The organism is Flavobacterium foetidum (genome assembly GCF_004634245.1).
GTDB classification, from domain to species: domain Bacteria; phylum Bacteroidota; class Bacteroidia; order Flavobacteriales; family Flavobacteriaceae; genus Flavobacterium; species Flavobacterium foetidum.
Genome location: NZ_SJTF01000005.1, coordinates 300,791 through 318,635 on the forward strand (window position 1 = coordinate 300,791; position 17,845 = coordinate 318,635).

Annotated in this window: 13 protein-coding genes; 5 read left to right on the forward strand and 8 right to left on the reverse strand. The window is 37.7% G+C overall.

Going from position 1 to position 17,845, the window contains the following annotated elements; translation table 11 throughout:
* Window positions 1-356 precede the first annotated feature (356 nt).
* From E0W73_RS09160 to E0W73_RS09170, 3 genes are all read left to right on the forward strand, one after another.
* A complete protein-coding gene (locus E0W73_RS09160) occupies window positions 357-5,927 on the forward strand; it encodes an HYR-like domain-containing protein (RefSeq protein ID WP_135221779.1) in 5,571 nt (1,856 codons plus the stop codon).
* A 72-nt stretch (window positions 5,928-5,999) separates the two neighbouring features.
* The gene (locus tag E0W73_RS09165) at window positions 6,000-6,917 is read left to right on the forward strand and encodes a PorP/SprF family type IX secretion system membrane protein (protein ID WP_135221780.1); all 918 of its coding nucleotides are present in this window, start codon (window positions 6,000-6,002) and stop codon (window positions 6,915-6,917) included.
* Between the two features lie 12 nt (window positions 6,918-6,929).
* Complete coding sequence (locus E0W73_RS09170; protein ID WP_135221781.1) at window positions 6,930-8,852, forward strand: OmpA family protein; 1,923 nt, start codon at window positions 6,930-6,932, stop codon at window positions 8,850-8,852.
* A 345-nt stretch (window positions 8,853-9,197) separates the two neighbouring features.
* Here E0W73_RS09170 and E0W73_RS09175 read toward each other — a convergent pair whose 3' ends face one another.
* The 7 genes from E0W73_RS09175 to pyrR all read right to left on the reverse strand — a co-directional run bounded on the left by E0W73_RS09175 (window position 9,198) and on the right by pyrR (window position 14,533).
* Entirely contained in the window at window positions 9,198-9,698 is a 501-nt protein-coding gene (locus E0W73_RS09175) for a CAP domain-containing protein (protein WP_162847682.1), read from the reverse strand.
* Window positions 9,699-9,881: 183 nt separating this feature from the next.
* Window positions 9,882-10,526, reverse strand: coding sequence for a pyridoxamine 5'-phosphate oxidase (pdxH, locus tag E0W73_RS09180; RefSeq protein WP_135221782.1), 645 nt, complete (start codon window positions 10,524-10,526; stop codon window positions 9,882-9,884).
* A 259-nt stretch (window positions 10,527-10,785) separates the two neighbouring features.
* The gene (locus E0W73_RS09185; RefSeq protein ID WP_135221783.1) at window positions 10,786-11,691 is read right to left on the reverse strand and encodes a ribonuclease Z; all 906 of its coding nucleotides are present in this window, start codon (window positions 11,689-11,691) and stop codon (window positions 10,786-10,788) included.
* A gap of 104 nt (window positions 11,692-11,795) precedes the next feature.
* Complete coding sequence (locus E0W73_RS09190) at window positions 11,796-12,128, reverse strand: ribonuclease Z (RefSeq protein WP_135221784.1); 333 nt, start codon at window positions 12,126-12,128, stop codon at window positions 11,796-11,798.
* A gap of 184 nt (window positions 12,129-12,312) precedes the next feature.
* Window positions 12,313-13,242 (reverse strand): aspartate carbamoyltransferase catalytic subunit, encoded by a 930-nt coding sequence (locus tag E0W73_RS09195; RefSeq protein WP_073408806.1) that lies wholly within the window; start codon window positions 13,240-13,242, stop codon window positions 12,313-12,315.
* A gap of 77 nt (window positions 13,243-13,319) precedes the next feature.
* Complete coding sequence (locus E0W73_RS09200; RefSeq protein ID WP_135221785.1) at window positions 13,320-13,961, reverse strand: DUF6891 domain-containing protein; 642 nt, start codon at window positions 13,959-13,961, stop codon at window positions 13,320-13,322.
* Between the two features lie 32 nt (window positions 13,962-13,993).
* Entirely contained in the window at window positions 13,994-14,533 is a 540-nt protein-coding gene (gene pyrR / locus E0W73_RS09205; RefSeq protein ID WP_135221786.1) for a bifunctional pyr operon transcriptional regulator/uracil phosphoribosyltransferase PyrR, read from the reverse strand.
* 11 nt (window positions 14,534-14,544) lie between these two features.
* Here pyrR and E0W73_RS09210 point away from each other — a divergent pair, with 11 nt between their 5' ends.
* Together E0W73_RS09210 and E0W73_RS21400 are read left to right on the forward strand one after the other, a co-directional pair.
* Complete coding sequence (locus E0W73_RS09210; protein WP_135221787.1) at window positions 14,545-15,123, forward strand: hypothetical protein; 579 nt, start codon at window positions 14,545-14,547, stop codon at window positions 15,121-15,123.
* 484 nt (window positions 15,124-15,607) lie between these two features.
* The gene (locus tag E0W73_RS21400) at window positions 15,608-15,778 is read left to right on the forward strand and encodes a hypothetical protein (protein ID WP_162847683.1); all 171 of its coding nucleotides are present in this window, start codon (window positions 15,608-15,610) and stop codon (window positions 15,776-15,778) included.
* 211 nt (window positions 15,779-15,989) lie between these two features.
* Here the strand turns inward: E0W73_RS21400 and E0W73_RS09215 are convergent, their stop codons facing one another.
* Window positions 15,990-17,609: an ABC-F family ATP-binding cassette domain-containing protein gene (locus E0W73_RS09215; RefSeq protein WP_135221788.1), complete on the reverse strand. Its 1,620-nt coding sequence runs from the start codon at window positions 17,607-17,609 to the stop codon at window positions 15,990-15,992.
* Window positions 17,610-17,845: the final 236 nt, after the last annotated feature.

The following is a 17,845-nucleotide window of genomic DNA, read 5'->3' on the forward strand; positions in this document are numbered from 1 at the left end:
GAAAATTAAGTATATACCTTTAATTATGTTAAAATATTAAAGATACCACAAACAGAGGAATAAATTACAACAATCAAATAGCAACAAATCCGGAAGCTGCTAACTACTTGAAAATTGTAAGATTAATTTCTTTTGTACGCAACGCAGATGTGCAACTAAAACACATCTTAAAAAGGATTATCACTGTAACTTAAAAACAAATCCTAAAGAAAAACTCCAAGCTAATTTAAAAGCTTGCACCAAAAATTAACTACAATACTTAATTCAAGTATCAGTGCAAAAAATTATATCAGTCAAGCTGATTATAAACTCAGGAATCTCAAAATAAAATTATTAAAGTTTAAAAAGTAGAGATTATGAAAAACATTACTTCTTTAAAAAATATTAGTTTCAGATACGTATTTACAACATTTATTCTAATATTCAATATTCATTTATCGTTTTCACAAATAGATTTAAGAACCTGTGGTTACAGCTGTACGTCAAACAACTACACACTTACAGATGTATATCTAAGTTTATCAAATGTCAACGGAACTCCAATCACTAATACTACTTGTACAATTGGGCAAGTACAGCAGGTCTATATTTATCTTAATTACACTTCCAACTCTAATTCGTCTATTCATTATACAAGAATGAATTCAGACCTAAAAATAAATGGAACTACTACATTCTTAAATGTTCTTTTAGGAGATATTGCTCCTGGCAGCAACAAAAAGTTAATTTATGGGCCATTTAACTGGACTTGCGGAGATGAATTAAGCCTAAGCAATACCATAATTGCTTGGAAAACAAACAGCAATAGCAATCCTGGCCCAAATTACAACTGCGGTTCTTATACCAACTCGCAATGTGATTTTACCAATAGTTTTACAATTTCTAAGCCTTTGGCCGTTCAGTTTACCTACAAAGCCTGTAAAGTGGGTACCAGTACAACAGTGAGTTTTACCTCAACAACAAATGGAGGCAAAACACCTTATACATATGCTTGGGATTTTAAAAATGATGGAGGAGCACCAGATTCTACTTTACCCAATCCAACTTATACGTACACCACATCTAACAACACAGCAAAATTAACGGTTACCGATTCACAAAACATATCGAATACTTATATTCTGCCCATAGTCGAGCCAACTGAATTAATGTTAAGCGAAACACATTCGGCTGTAAGTTGCAATGGTGGAACTTCTAATATAACATTGACTGTGACTGGTGGAACTCCCAACTACACTTATTCATGGAGCAACGGTGCAGTCACCAAAGACCTAACCAATGTTGGTCCTGGAAGTTACACGGTTACCGTAACTGACAGCAACAACTGTTCTAAACAATTGACGGTAGTAATATCTGGTGGAGATACCATTAAACCGATTATTGATCCTCTACCTGCAACAAGTACAATTGATTGTCCATCTCTTCCAGTTTTTGCTCAAGCTACAGCAACGGACAATAGCGGAACTGTGACTTCTTTGACTTATGTTGACCAAAATACTCCTGGATCTTGTGCTGGTACCTACTCGATAACGAGAACATGGACTGCAAAAGATGCTTGCAACAACACTTCACTTCCTGTAAGTCAAACCATAAATGTGGTAGATGTTACTGCTCCAACTTGGACGACTGCAGCTAATTCTTTGAATGTTACTTTGGAATGTAGCAACGCTTCCGGACTTGCAAATGCTCAGGCGACGTTTCCGACCGCTTCTGACATGTGCGATGCCGATGTTGCAGACATCACCAAAACAAGCGGACAGTTCGTAGCAACTCAGGGATGCGGAAATTCCGGAACTTATACCAACACTTGGACTGCTAAAGACGACTGCGGCAACATTTCTGATGTTTTCACTCAGGTAATAACGATTCAGGATACGGCTGCGCCGACTTGGACGACTGCAGCAACAGCCCTGAATGTGACTCTGGAATGCAGCGATGCCGCTGGTCTGGCTTCAGCGCAAGCGATGATTCCGACTGCTGCCGACTTGTGCGATGCTGATGTTGCAGACATCATAAAAACAAACGGACAGTTCGTAGTAACTGAGGGATGCGGAAATTCTGGAACTTATACCAACACTTGGACTGTGAAAGACGACTGCGGCAACATCTCTGATGTCTTCACTCAGGTAATCACGATTCAGGATACGGCTGCTCCGACTTGGACGACTGCAGCAACAGCCCTGAATGTGACTCTGGAATGCAGCGATGCCGCTGGTCTGGCTTCAGCGCAAGCGATGATTCCGACCGCTTCTGACTTATGCGATGCTGATGTTGCAGACATCATAAAAACAAACGGACAGTTCATTGCTTCTCAAAATTGCGGAAATTCCGGAACTTATACCAACACTTGGACCGTGAAGGACGACTGCGGGAATATTTCCGATGTCTTCACTCAGGTAATCACGATTCAGGATACGGCAGCGCCGACTTGGACGACTGCACCTACAGCCTTGAATGTGACATTGGAATGCAGCGACGCTTCAGGACTTGCAAACGCTCAGGCGATGATTCCGACCGCTTCTGACATGTGCGATGCCGATGTTGCAGACATCATAAAAACAAGCGGACAGTTCGTGGCAACTCTGGGATGCGGAAATTCTGGAACGTACACCAACACTTGGACTGTAAAGGACAACTGCGGGAATACTTCCGACGTTTTCACTCAGGTAATCACGATTCAGGATACGGCTGCGCCGACTTGGACGACTGCACCAACAGCCCTGAATGTGACTTTGGAATGCAGCGACGCTTCCGGACTTGCAAACGCTCAGGCGATGATTCCGACCGCTTCTGACATGTGCGATGCCGATGTTGCAGACATCATAAAAACAAGCGGACAGTTCGTAGCAACTCAGGGATGCGGAAATTCCGGAACTTATACCAACTCTTGGACCGTGAAGGACGACTGCGGCAACATTTCTGATGTCTTCACTCAGGTAATCACCATTCAGGATACGGCTGCGCCGACTTGGACGACTGCACCTACAGCCCTGAATGTGACATTGGAATGCAGCGATGCTTCAGGACTTGCGAACGCTCAGGCGATGATTCCGACTGCTGCCGACTTATGCGATGCTGATGTTGCAGACATCATAAAAACAAGCGGACAGTTCGTAGTAACTGAGGGATGCGGAAATTCCGGAACTTATACCAACACTTGGACTGTGAAAGACGACTGCGGCAACATTTCTGATGTTTTCACTCAGGTAATAACGATTCAGGATACGGCTGCGCCGACTTGGACGACAACCCCAACAGCCCTGAATGTGACTCTGGAATGCAGCGACGCTTCCGGACTTGCAAATGCGCAAGCGATGATTCCGGTCGCTTCTGACTTGTGCGATGCTGATGTTGCAGACATCACCAAAACAAGCGGACAGTTCGTAGCAACTCAGGGATGCGGAAATTCCGGAACTTATACCAACACTTGGACTGTGAAAGACGACTGCGGCAACATCTCTGATGTCTTCACTCAGGTAATCACGATTCAGGATACGGCTGCGCCGACTTGGAAGACTGCACCAACAGCCTTGAATGTGACATTGGAATGCAGCGATGCTTCAGGACTTGCGGATGCTCAGGCGATGACTCCGACCGCTTCTGACTTGTGCGATGCTGATGTTGCAGACATCACCAAAACAAACGGACAGTTCGTGGCTGCTGCAGGTTGCGGAAATTCCGGAACCTATACCAACACTTGGACTGCGAAAGACGACTGCGGGAATATTTCCGATGTCTTCACTCAGGTAATCACGATTCAGGATACGGCAGCTCCGACTTGGACGACTGCCCCAACAGCTTTGGATGTGACTTTGGAATGCAGCGATGCTTCAGGACTTGCAAACGCTCAGGCAATGTTTCCGGCCGCTTCAGACTTATGCGATGCTGATGTTGCAGACATCACCAAAACAAGCGGACAGTTCGTAGCAACTCAGGGATGCGGAAATTCTGGAACTTATACCAACACTTGGACTGTGAAAGACGACTGCGGCAACATCTCTGATGTCTTCACTCAGGTAATCACGATTCAGGATACGGCTGCGCCGACTTGGACGACTGCACCTACAGCCCTGAATGTGACATTGGAATGCAGCGATGCTTCCGGACTTGCGAACGCTCAGGCGATGTTTCCGGCCTCTTCTGACTTGTGCGATGCTGATGTTGCAGACATCACCAAAACAAGCGGACAGTTCGTGGCTTCTCAAAATTGCGGTAATGCGGGAACCTATACCAACACTTGGACTGCAAAAGACGACTGCGGGAATATTTCTGATGTCTTCACTCAGATAATTACGATTCAGGATACGGCAGCTCCGGTTTGGACCACTGCATCAACAGCCCTGAATGTGACATTGGAATGCAGCGATGATTCAGGACTTGCCAGTGCTCAGGCGATGACTCCGACCGCTTCTGACTTATGCGATGCTGATGTTGCAGACATCACCAAAACAAACGGACAGTTTGTGGCTGCTGCAGGTTGCGGAAATTCCGGAACCTATACCAACACTTGGACTGCGAAAGACGACTGCGGGAATATTTCTGATGTCTTCACTCAGATAATCACGATTCAGGATACGACTGCGCCGACTTGGACGACTGCACCAACAGCTCTGAATGTGACATTGGAATGCAGCGATGCTGCTGGTTTGACAACAGCATTCAATCAAGCGCCAATCGCAACCGATGTTTGCAGTTCGGAAATTATTTATACTAAATCAACTGGCATATTTAAAGTATCCGAATCTTGTTCTAATGCAGGTACGTACACCAATACATGGATTGCCAAAGACAATTGTGGCAACTTATCTAGTACTTTCACTCAAGTGATTACAATTCAAGATACAAAAGCGCCTGTTTTTACTAGTACTCTTCCAGCAAATATTACAGTTTCCTGTGATGCCGTGCCAGTGCCAGCAGAAATGATTGCCTTTGACGGTTGTAATGAAAATTTACCAGTTGTTTTTACCGAAACAAAAGCAATCAGCGAAAATGGATGTGCTTCTAATTATACTTTGACCCGCAATTGGAAAACAAGTGACTGTAGCGGCAATATCGTTTCTCACACTCAGATTGTCACTGTTCGAGACACTACTCCTCCAACAGGAACTGCACCAGCAAATGTAGTGGGCTTAAGAGACCGAGCTGAAATTCCAGCTCCAAATCCACAGGCTATTACAGATGCAAAAGATAATTGCAGTCCGAATGTTACTATCTCTATTACAGATACCAGCAATGAGGGAACTGGATGCGCTGGCAACATTTACATTCTGACGAGAAGCTACACTTTATCTGATTGTGCTGGAAACAAAACCGTATTGGTTCAGACCTTCACTGTTGAAAGCGTTACCAACATAACAAGTGAAGCATGTACTGACGATTCGACTTTGATTAATCTTTCAACTCTACTTCCTAGCGGCACTCTTACTACAGGAACCTGGACAGACACAAGCGGTTCTAATGCTTTACAAGGAAACATTTTAAATCCGTTTGGTCTGACATTAGGAAATTACACTTTCGAATATCAGATAGCCAATGAAAACTGCACCAAAAAAATCGTTTTAAACATGCTGATAAATGATGATTGCAAAGTCTTGGCTTGCGGAAACATTTTGGTGCACAATGCTTTTTCTCCAAATGGTGATGGAATAAACGATGTATTCGAAATCGACGGCATTAATGATCTGACTTGTTATCCTGGAAATACAGTAGAAATTTATAACCGCTGGGGAATATTGGTTTTTGAAACTACCAATTATAATAATTCCACCAACGCCTTTGATGGCAATTCCAGAGGAAGAACAACGGTTAAACAATCTGAAGGATTACCAACCGGAACCTACTTCTATATCCTAAACTACCAGTCAGTAGATGGAAATAATAGGATTCAGAACAATAAAAAAGATGGTTTTTTATATCTGTCCAGATAAAGTAAAAAAGTAATGCATTATAAACACCACAATTTATAATGCATTACCTACTAATCAATAACAACATCTATTATGAGAACAAAATTATTTTTTTTCGTGATTATGTTCGCAACCTTTTGCGGTTACGCACAGCAAGATGCACAATATACTCAGTATATGTACAATACTATCAATATAAATCCGGCTTATGCAGGATCACGCGGAGCTTTAAGCATTTTTGGATTATACAGAACGCAATGGGTAGGTCTTGATGGAGCGCCCGAAACCTCTACAGTATCGGTTAACTCTCCAATCAATAACAGCAATGTCGGCATTGGACTCTCAATTGTGAATGATAAAATTGGTCCCACAAACGAAACCAGCATATCTGCCGATATTTCTTACACAATTCAAACTTCTGCAGACTTTAAACTGTCATTCGGTATCAAAGGAACAGCCAATTTGTTCAATCTTGACATTAACAAATTGAATCCAGCGAATCAGAATGATCCACAGTTTCAGGATTTCGACAACAAATTCTCTCCAAATGTCGGAGCCGGAATCTATTATCATTCAGACAAAGCTTACATAGGCCTATCTGTTCCTAATTTTATTGAAACCAACAAATACAATGATAATGATATTGCGATTTACAAAAGCAAAATGAACTATTACCTAATGGGAGGTTATGTATTTAATCTGGACCAATATGAATATTACAAATTTAAACCTGCCATATTGGCCAAAATGGTAGAAGGCGCGCCTCTTCAGGTAGACATATCAGCCAATTTTATGCTTATCGATCGGATCGTTTTAGGAGTTGCCTACAGATGGAGCGCTTCATTGAGTGCAATGGCAGGTTTTCAAATTACAGACGGACTTTACATAGGTTATGGATACGATCATGAAACTACAAATCTCCAAAATTATAACTCAGGTTCGCATGAAATATTCCTGCGTTATGAATTCTTCAAAAACAATGGAAAAATGACCACTCCACGTTTCTTCTAAAAACTAAGTATCATGAAAAATTTTACACTTCTTTTAATCACTTTTAATCTTTTTTTCTGTTTCTCACAGGAGAAAAAGATGAATTCAGGAGATAAAAAATTTGATGGTTATGCTTATATAGACGCCATTAAAACCTATGAAAGAGTTGCTAATAAAGGCTATAAATCGGAAAGCCTGTTTAAAAAACTAGGAGACTCTTATTATTTCAATTCAGAATTTGAAGGTGCCGCAAAATGGTATGGAGAATTGTTTGCTATGAATCCGTCACCAGAAGCTGAATATTTTTATCGTTACGCACAATCGTTGAAATCAATTGGACAAATCGACAAAGCCAATAAAATTTTAGATGAATTTAATGCCAAAAACAAAAACGACTCAAGAGGCATTCTGTATAAAAAAGACCAAAATTATCTCGATCAGATAAAAGCCAATTCAGGACGATACAAAATCGAAGATGCCGGCATTAATTCAAAATACTCAGACTATGGGAGTTTTCTGCACGACAACAAAATCTATTTTGCATCGGCGAGAGATACAGGTAATTTCAGCAAAAGAAAGCACAAATGGACCGGAGAATACTTCACCAATATCTACAATTCCGATTTAGACAAAAACGGTTTGCCTTCTAAGGTAAATAAAATTAAATCGGACCTCAACAGTAGGTTTCATGAATCTTCTCCTGTTTTTACCAAAGACGGCAAAACAGTATACTTTACCAGAAACAATTTTATTGATGGAAAAAAAGGAAAAGATGCCAACCAAGTCACACTGGTAAAAATCTACAAAGCAACACTAGAAAACGGAAAATGGACTCATATTACTCCTCTTCCTTTTACCAGCAACAATTACAGTACAGCTCATCCGGCACTTAGCCCCGATGACAAAACAATGTATTTTGCATCTGATATGCCGGGTTCTGTCGGGCAATCTGATATTTATAAAGTAAGCGTAAACGGTGAAAATTTTGGACCGCCGCAAAATTTGGGAAAGGCAATTAATACGGAAGGTAAAGAAACGTTTCCGTATGTAACAAATGAAAATGAAATCTATTTTTCATCAGATGGTCATCCTGGACTTGGAGGGTTGGACGTTTTTGTGGGGCAGATTGACAATAATGGCGCTATTAGCGATATTCAAAATCTGGGAAACGACATCAATTCTCCCCAGGATGATTTTGCTTACATCATTGATCCTATTAGCAGAAAAGGATATTTCAGTTCCAACAAAGACGGCGGTTTAGGCTCTGATGATATTTACAGTTTTTTGGAAACTAGAAGATTAAAGTGTCTGCAAGAACTAGAAGGCATTATTACAGACGCTCAGACTGGTGAGACACTTCCCGATTCTAAAGTGACTTTATATGAAAACATGGAAATTAAAAATTCGGTAACCGCAGATTTTCAAGGAAAATACAGTTTTTCGGTCGAATGTGGCAAAACCTATTATGTGAGAGCTGAAAAACCCGAATATTCAACGAAAGAAGTCAGCATTACTATTCCGAAAACAACCGGAAAAACAAATTTGCCAATCGCACTCGAAAGATCGATTTGCAAGGTTGCTGTCGGAGACGATTTAGGAAAATGCTTCGGAATTAAAATGATTTATTTTGATTTGGATAAATCGAATATCAGAACTGAAGCCGCAATTGATCTCGAAAAAATACTGGTTGTCCTGAACGATTATCCGAAAATGAAACTCGATATACGTTCGCATACAGACAGCAGGGCTAGCCAACAATACAACGAAGCCTTATCTGACAGACGAGCTAAATCTACCATACAATGGTTAATAAAAAATGGCGTAGATAAAAACCGTTTGACCGGAAGAGGATATGGCGAAACGGAACTCGTGAATGGCTGTTCAGACGGAGTGAATTGTACTGAAGAGGAACACCAAGCAAATAGGAGAAGTGAATTTATAATTACAAAACTGTAAAACGAGTAAAATAACCCGTTGGACGAAATAGAATAAAATAGCTTCATTCATAATTAAAATCTAATTTGATTGGCTAAAATCCTTTAATTCAGATAGCTATTGCGAGCGTGAAATCCTTTTGCTTATAAATTTTTCACGCAGATTCAAACAGATTAAAGCAGATTTAAACAGATTTATATCTAAGCTGATTTAATAGAATTGAAAAAAAATTCACCCAACGGGTTAAAATAAAAAGTATCGTTCGCAAAGTTTTGCTAAACTTTGCGAACTTCTATAATGCAAAAAGTCGTCGCAACTCAAAGAATTGCAACGACCTCTAAAAAACCAACCTGTTCAATTAATCGTTTATATTTTTGCAAATATGTTTGTATAATATTTTTTACCCGCACTATCGGTAGTAACTGCCAATCCGAAGTGTGTATAATCTCCTTCGATATTTGCCTTATGTCCCGGACTTTCGAGCCACGCTTTTACTGCAGCTTCTGGGGTTTTATAATTGTAAGCCACATTTTCGCCTACCTTTTTAGCTCCTAGAACTTCTTGAATATTAGCCGATCTTTCTGTAAAACCATTGTGATTAAGAGCCTTATTAGCAATCATATACTTATTATGCTCTTCACATTTGTTAGAAATATGGCTTACAGACTCTAAAGCTTTTAAACCAATACTTTTACGGTATTCGTTTATCAACCTCATCGTTTCAAGTTCTGTATCGTTGTATGTATAATTGGTAATAAGCGTTTCGCTACCCGGCGCATTTACGCTCGCTTCGACAGTATCGGCAGAACATGAGTTCATTGCGAAGAGAATCGCAATGAACAGCATGGCTCGCATTATCTTTTTCATAATCAACAGCATTTTAGCGGTTTAAAGTAAATGTTGGGGCAAATCCTTTAAATTTATTTTTAATAATTTTTTCTCTTTATTTCTGAGTCAAACATATTTATTTTACCGTTAAACAGCAAAAATAATCGATGAAATGCATGTTTTTTATAATTTTTGATATAAAAATCCTACGTATAAATACGCTTAAGAAGACAACCTTTCTATCTTCCAAGAAAAATCTGACTGGCTAGTATAACGAATCCTGTCATGAAGTCTGTTTGGTCTGCCCTGCCAAAATTCTACCTGTAACGGCGTAACGAGATAGCCGCCCCAATTTTCAGGTCTAAGGATAGGTTTTCCTGTGTATGCAGCTTCCAATTCTTTGAGCTTTTCTTCCAAAAAAGCACGTGACGGAATTACTGCACTTTGATCCGAAACAATCGCACCAAGCTTGCTTCCGTCTGGTCTTGATTCAAAATAATTATCTGAAAGAATTTCTGAAGTTTTTTGTGCAATTCCCTTTATAATTACTTGACGTTCCATTTCTTGCCAAAAAAAAGACAGACAGACATTTGGGTTTGCTTCTATAGACTTTCCTTTTTCAGAATTATAATTGGTGTAAAAGATAAATCCTTCCTCGGAGAATTTCTTCAGTAAAACCAACCGTGATTTCGGAAAACCATCTAGTCCGATAGTAGAAACCGTCATGGCATTTACTTCGCCGCTTCCGCCAAAATCTTCCACTTCATGAAACCATCGATTAAAAAGATTAATAGGATCTTCTGGAATATTCGCTTCCAGCAATTCACTTTTCTCGTAAGATTTTCTATAATTGCTTAAATCACTCATGATTTATTATTTTAGATTGTTGATTTTAGATTTTAGATTTTTTTTGTTTCAGGTTTCAAGTTTCAAGTTTAAGGTTTCAAGTTTGAGGTTTCAAGTTTCAAGTTTCAGGTTTCAAGTTTCAAGTTTCAGGTTTCAAGTTTCAGGTTCAGACTTAAAGGTCGAACAAATCCTCTGCATCTTTGTCACTTAACACCTCAGAAACCTAGTACCTCAGCAGCTTAGAAGCTTAGCACCTCAGAGGCTCAGAAGCTCAAAAGCTCTAAAAATCAAACGATACTCCATCATCTCCCAAAAGCACATTTGGAAATACTTCTTCTGCTTCTTTTCTAAATGACTCCAAACCATCATAACGTGTAGAATAATGCCCTAAAATTAAATGTTTGACATTTGCTTTTAAAGCAATGGTCGCTGCTTCTTTTGCAGTTGAATGAAGCGTTTTTTCTGCCAGTCTTGCTTCTGAGTCTAAAAAAGTAGACTCATGATACAAAACATCTGTATTTGCGATAATCGGAATTACTTCTTCATTATAAACAGTATCAGAACAAAACGCATAACTTTTTGCAGGTTCTGGATCAAAAGTCAGTTTTTCATTTTCGATAACGCTTCCGTCATCCAGAGTAACATTACCGCCGTTTTTTATTTTTTGATAATAGGCCACATGGATATTATAATGTTGAACCGCCTCTACATTCAGTTTTCGCTCAGCAGGTTTTTCTTGAAATAAATATCCATTTGTGTACACACGATGTTTTAATGGAATCGTTTTGACAATGACTTTCGCATCTTCAAAAATCACTTCGCTTTCCTTCGATTCCAATTCATGAAAAAACAAATTATAAGTCGTCCATGATTCTGTCAATTTTAATTGAAGCAGAATCAATTCCTTAATTCCCTTAGGACCATAAACATGCAAATCGGTTGTTCTTCCCAAAAGGGAAAAAGTCGAAATCGTTCCGATCAATCCGTAAAGATGATCCCCATGAAGATGTGAAATAAAAATATGGTTGATCTTCGAGAACTTAATTTTATTCTTTCGAAGCTGCACCTGAGTTCCTTCTCCGCAGTCAATTAAAAATAATCTGTTTCTAATTTCTAAAACCTGTGAAGTTGGATTAGTAAGTGTTCTAGGAGTTGCGGCATAACAGCCAAGTATGGTAATCCTCATTTTAGATTGTTGATTTTAGATTTTAGATTGATACAATAGTTTGAATAGATAAAAACATTTTAGATTTAGTTATAATCTAAAATCTAAAGTCTAAAATCCGAAATTTAAAAACCTAAGTCTCTTTCAATTTCTTCCATTTCGATAATATCATGCGCTTCCAAAAGTGACGGAACAACCACTAATTTATCTGAAATAGCGTTAAAATCAAGATCTGTCGCCACAATTACAAACGACTTTTTTGCTTTTTTATGCAGCTTTGAAAGCGGTAAAAAAGCTTTTAAATCGTTTTCCGTCAATTCAGAATCTGAAGACAAATCGATTATAATATTGTGCTTTTCAAAGGTTTTAAACTGCTGCGTTACTTTTTCCACAAAGCTGTTATAATCTCCTTGTGTGTCTTTTATCGTTACGGTATGTCCTTTTTGATCTACTTTCATTTTATAATTTGTGGGGCTTATATTTTATGATGCTAATTTACTAAGTTTTTTTGTTGTTTCAGATTTCAGGTTTCAAGTTAAGAAAACTTTGTAGGCTGAACCGCAAAGTTCGCAAGGTTTTTTCGCAAAGTAAACAAGAAAAAACCTTGAGAACTTTGCGGTTAGATTTTAACCTGAAACTAAATTATTGCTGAATCTTAGAAGCCAGCAAATAAATAACCGCCATTCTAATCGCAACACCATTCTCCACCTGATTCAAGATTACCGAATGATCAGAATCGGCAACCTCAGAAGTAATCTCTACTCCTCTGTTGATTGGTCCTGGGTGCATGATTACGATTTCTTTGTTGAGCGAATCCAAAAGCGGCTTGTCTACTCCGTATTGCTGTGCGTACTCGCGTGTTGATGGAAAGAAATTCACATCCATACGTTCGTTTTGCACTCGAAGCATATTTGCAACATCACACCATTCAAGAGCCTTACGCAAATTCGGTTCAACCGTAACACCAAGTGATTCGATGTATCTCGGAATCAAAGTTTTTGGACCGCAAACTTTTACTTCTGCACCTTGCATCTGCAAGGCATATATGTTGGATAAAGCAACTCTCGAATGCAGAATATCACCCACGATAACTACTTTTTTTCCAGCAACATCGCCTAGTTTTTCTCTGATTGAATAACTGTCTAATAAAGCCTGAGTTGGATGTTCGTGCGCGCCGTCTCCAGCATTTACGATGCTTGCTTTGACATTTTTAGATAAAAAATAAGCCGCTCCGGGATTGGAGTGGCGCATTACAACCATATCTACTTTCATCGAAAGGATATTATTTACAGTATCAATTAGGGTCTCTCCTTTTTTAACCGATGATTGAGCTGCAGAAAAACTGATCACGTCAGCAGAAAGACGTTTCTGCGCTAATTCAAAGGAAAGTTTGGTTCTGGTACTGTTTTCGAAGAAAATATTGGCAATGGTAATATCTCGCAATGAAGGAACTTTTTTAATCGGTCGGTTAATGACTTCTTTAAAATGATCTGCCGTTTCAAAAATCAGGTTAATATCATTCTCATTGATATATTTTATTCCTAATAAATGATCTACGCTTAATTCTTTCATTTTTGTTTCTTTAATATTATTGGTCAAATTCTGAATGACGAAATATTCGCATTCAATGCTTTTTAAGAGATGCCACTCTATCGAATCATTCTTTCTGCAACTTCGCCGTAATCTTGCAAATCTCTTCCCTCTTCATCATAAAGGTGTTGCCATCTGAAATTCGGAATTTCGATTTTCTTTTTAGCCGATCCGTCCCAATTTACCTCAAGTCCGTTATTTTTTAGCACTTCTGCTACTTTATTTCCGACTTTTAAAGTTGTTTCTTCATCTGAATTATCTACTTTTTGAAAAGCAATATACAAACTCGGATTATCTGGAATTACGGCTCTAGCCAAATCTTGTTCGTGATAAAAGCAGTAACCATCAGATACGATTCCGTTTTCCTGAAGCTCTCTTTCAACCTCCACCACTTCGTATTCGCCGTCACTTGTAGTATATCCTGCATTGTGAAGCGCAATGATGTTCTGATCACATAAATCATCAAACGCTTTTATTAGCTTTTCAGTATCTGTCGGGCTTTTCCATTTTTTACTTTCCTCAAGTAACTTTTGGTATTCTTGGTCGATTTTTTCAAAAGCCCAAGCTTCTGAGATTTCATCTTCAAATTCGTTGTCTTCAATTTCTTCCATGATGTTTTCTTTGATATCATCAATAGAAAGAAATCCCATTCTTACCTGATTAAAAATTGATTCATAAATAAACTCTTCGTTCTCTGTCATGATTGTTTTTTCAATTTTTAACGATTAATAAATTAATTGGTAACCAAATGAACAACATCTTCGCCGTCGTTTTCTTTCCAGCTTACAATAACTTTTTCGCCATTAATAGCATCTACCTGACGACCGCGATAATCGGGCTGAATTGGCAAATGACGACTGAAACGTCTGTCTATTAAAACCAATAATTCGATTTCTGAAGGCCTTCCGAAAGACTGAACAGCGGTTAATGCAGAACGAATGCTGCGACCGGTAAACAATACATCATCTATAAAAATGACTTTTTTGTTTTCGACGATAAAATTAATTTGAGTTTTATTCGCTTCGAGCGGTTTTTCGGTTCTACGGAAATCGTCTCTAAAGAAAGTGATATCCAGATAACCCAAGGAAATCTCGGGAGTTTTATATTCGTTTTCTAAAAGTTGCTTTAAACGTTCAGCCAAAAAAACACCTCTCGGCTGAATACCGATTAAAATAGTATCTGAAAAATCAAGATGTTTTTCGATTAACTGACAAGCCAAACGGTGAAGTATAATAGTAACTTCTTTTGAATTAAGTAATACTTTCTGGCTCATAATTAATTGTAATGATTGGTCGCGCAAATATACGGAATCTGATTTTATTTGTTGGGGTGTTGAGAGGGGAAATATTTTTTTTGACTCAAACACGGCTTTTGTTTAAAAATACTATTTTTAACAATAAAAAAGATTTGAATCCTTACATTCAAACTAACAAGAGATTTAAAATGATTTACATTAACAAAAATACATTTCCATTTTGCTATATAGAAGAGAAAAAATTTGAATGGGGAGAACCATACGAAGTTGCAACACCTATTTTCGATTTATCAATTGATACTAAACTATCTGATCTTGAATACACCATAGAAGTTCTGGGTAAAAATAATTTTAAAAATAATCTTCTAAAACTTCATAACATATTAGTTAATAGAGAAGAAAATGTACGTATAGAAAATTTTAATGATTTAATTACTAATAGAGAAATTTTGCTAAACAGAATTAAATGCTATTTAGACTCTAATGCAAACAAAATCTCTCCTTGGGATTTGCATTATTATGTCAGCTTTAATGAAAACGATTATTTAGAATCAATTGAGGATGAAACGAATAGAATTCTATTATTGGAAAGAAAAGAATATCATTAAAAAAAAACTCATGAAAGAGTTTATCAAAATACCAAAAATATATTTTTGGCCGATAGCTTAGGGCTTTTACTGATAACTTATCGCTTTTTTTCATTTTAAAAACTTTCAATCATCAGAATTCCGTAGGAATGAATTATTTTGTAGCAACGGATTTCAATCCGTTGAATAAGCGCCACACAAACCAGTAGTTCCGCAGGAACGACTCCTATTATTACCTATAAAATGTGCCGAACCTACGGCTCTTCTTCTCTATCACATATTTCATAAACCGGATTAAAATCCGGCCCTACAATATTTAGCCGAGCCGATGGCTCTTTTCTATCTGCATCTCTCCGCAAAACAGGAGTAAATATAAAACTCAACAATATTGCACTTTGTTCGAAATCTAATTATCTCCAAATCCTAAAACATTTCCAAAAAATTCTATAACACAATTTCGTGATTGTTGAAGTAATTTTAAGTATCAATTTAAAATATCAGAATCATGCAAAATAAAATACTAAGATTGTTAATGGTATTTGTAATACTGTTTTCATTTACAAGCTGTGAAGTTATTGGAGACATTTTTAAAGCCGGAATGGGATTCGGAATCTTTATCGTAATTTTTATAATTGCGATTGTTATCTGGATTTTCGCAAGGTTTTTTAGAAAATAAAACATAAAAAAATCCCAAATTCATTTACGATTGGGATTTTTTTTATCGATTTAGAACAAAGTCCAATCTTTGTAGAGCTTCTTGCGAAGATTTCTCCTTCGTCGAAATGACAAAAATGCGCAAATCAGCTTTATGATTTATCTTTTATCAAAGCTTCCAAGTTCAAAATTTAGAATTTGGAATTTGGAATTTTTAAATCGGAATTTAAAAATTAAAGATTGTACATCTTCTTTCTTTGCTCCTGAATCTTTTCGTCATCAAGATATTCGTCAAATGTCATGTAACGGTCGATAACTCCGTTTGGTGTCAATTCTACGATTCTGTTACCAACTGTTTGCGCGAACTCGTGGTCATGCGTTGTGAAGATTACAGAACCTTTAAAGTTTTTCAATGAATTGTTGAAAGCTGTAATAGACTCCAAATCTAAGTGGTTTGTTGGCTCATCAAGCATTAAAACGTTTGCACGCTCCATCATCATTCTAGACAACATACAACGTACTTTTTCTCCTCCAGATAAAACTCTTGACGTTTTAAGAGCTTCTTCTCCAGAGAAAATCATTTTTCCTAAAAAACCTCTAATAAATACCTCATCACGCTCTTCTTCAGTTTTTGCGTACTGACGTAACCAGTCTACTAAAGTCAAATCGTTTTCGAAATATTTGTGGTTTTCTGCTGGTAAATACGCTTGGTTGGTAGTAATTCCCCAGTCAAAAGTTCCAGAATCTGCTTTTTGTTCACCGTTTAAGATTTCGTAGAAAGCAGTTGTAGCACGTGAATCTTTAGAGAAAAGAACAATTTTATCGCCTTTTGCCATATTCAAATCAACATCTTTAAACAGAACTTCACCATCTACAGAAGCAGAAAGGTTTTCAACATTCAAAATCTGATCTCCTGCTTCACGATCCTGATCGAAGATAATCGCAGGATAACGACGGCTTGAAGGTTTGATTTCGGCAATATTCAGTTTCGAAATCATTTTTTTACGAGAAGTTGCTTGTTTCGATTTCGCTACGTTTGCACTAAAACGACGAATAAATTCTTCAAGTTCTTGTTTCTTCTCTTCTGCTTTTTTGTTTTGCTGTGCACGCTGTTTTGCCGCTAATTGGCTAGACTCGTACCAGAAAGTATAGTTTCCTGAGTAGTGATTGATTTTTCCGAAATCAATATCAGAAATATGAGTACAAACCGCATCTAAAAAGTGACGGTCGTGAGATACCACAATTACAGTGTTCTCGTAGTTTGCCAAGAAATTTTCTAACCAAGCGATTGTCTCGAAATCCAAATCGTTGGTAGGCTCATCCATAATCAGCAAGTCAGGATTTCCAAAAAGTGCTTGTGCCAAAAGCACACGTACTTTCATTTTTCCTTCCATGTCGCTCATTAAAGTATAATGATCTGCCTCTGTGATTCCTAAGTTAGACAACATGGCTGCAGCATCAGAATCGGCGTTCCATCCGTTCATTTCTTCAAACTGAACTTGAAGCTCCCCTATTCTGTCTGCATTGGCATCATTGTAATCTAAATAAAGTTCATCCATTTCTTTTTTAACAGCATACAACACTTTATTTCCCATTAAAACGGTTTCCAAAACGGTATGTTCATCAAACATGTTGTGGTTCTGGTTTAAAACCGACATACGCTTGCCTGGCTCTAAATGAATGTGACCAGAAGTTGGATCAATGTCACCTGAAATAACTTTTAAGAAAGTAGATTTTCCCGCACCATTTGCTCCAATAACTCCGTAAATGTTTCCATGAGTGAAAGTTGTATTTACTTCATCAAATAAAACCCTTTTACCAAATTGAACTGATAAATTATTGACTGTTAACATGAATGTCTTTTTAATTAATTTGGTGCAAAAGTAGTGAAAAAGGTTCTAAGTTGCAAAGATGCTAAGGTGCTAAGGTTTTTATTTTAACCATATAAGTAATATAAGTTCATTTAAAACTAAACTTACAATTTGAATATGCACTTATATGGTTTAAAAATCTGGAAGACTTTTGAATTAACCATATAAGTAATGTAAGTTCATTTAAAACTGAACTTAGAATTTGAATGCTCTTAAAA

Coding starts and splice junctions, on each gene's coding strand:
- E0W73_RS09160 (WP_135221779.1), top strand. CDS start 357: ATGAAAAACATTACTTCTTTAAAAAATATTAGTTTCAGATACGTATTT.
- E0W73_RS09165 (WP_135221780.1), top strand. CDS start 6,000: ATGAGAACAAAATTATTTTTTTTCGTGATTATGTTCGCAACCTTTTGC.
- E0W73_RS09170 (WP_135221781.1), top strand. CDS start 6,930: ATGAAAAATTTTACACTTCTTTTAATCACTTTTAATCTTTTTTTCTGT.
- E0W73_RS09175 (WP_162847682.1), bottom strand. CDS start 9,698: ATGAAAAAGATAATGCGAGCCATGCTGTTCATTGCGATTCTCTTCGCA.
- pdxH (WP_135221782.1), bottom strand. CDS start 10,526: ATGAGTGATTTAAGCAATTATAGAAAATCTTACGAGAAAAGTGAATTG.
- E0W73_RS09185 (WP_135221783.1), bottom strand. CDS start 11,691: ATGAGGATTACCATACTTGGCTGTTATGCCGCAACTCCTAGAACACTT.
- E0W73_RS09190 (WP_135221784.1), bottom strand. CDS start 12,128: ATGAAAGTAGATCAAAAAGGACATACCGTAACGATAAAAGACACACAA.
- E0W73_RS09195 (WP_073408806.1), bottom strand. CDS start 13,242: ATGAAAGAATTAAGCGTAGATCATTTATTAGGAATAAAATATATCAAT.
- E0W73_RS09200 (WP_135221785.1), bottom strand. CDS start 13,961: ATGACAGAGAACGAAGAGTTTATTTATGAATCAATTTTTAATCAGGTA.
- pyrR (WP_135221786.1), bottom strand. CDS start 14,533: ATGAGCCAGAAAGTATTACTTAATTCAAAAGAAGTTACTATTATACTT.
- E0W73_RS09210 (WP_135221787.1), top strand. CDS start 14,545: ATGATTGGTCGCGCAAATATACGGAATCTGATTTTATTTGTTGGGGTG.
- E0W73_RS21400 (WP_162847683.1), top strand. CDS start 15,608: ATGCAAAATAAAATACTAAGATTGTTAATGGTATTTGTAATACTGTTT.
- E0W73_RS09215 (WP_135221788.1), bottom strand. CDS start 17,609: ATGTTAACAGTCAATAATTTATCAGTTCAATTTGGTAAAAGGGTTTTA.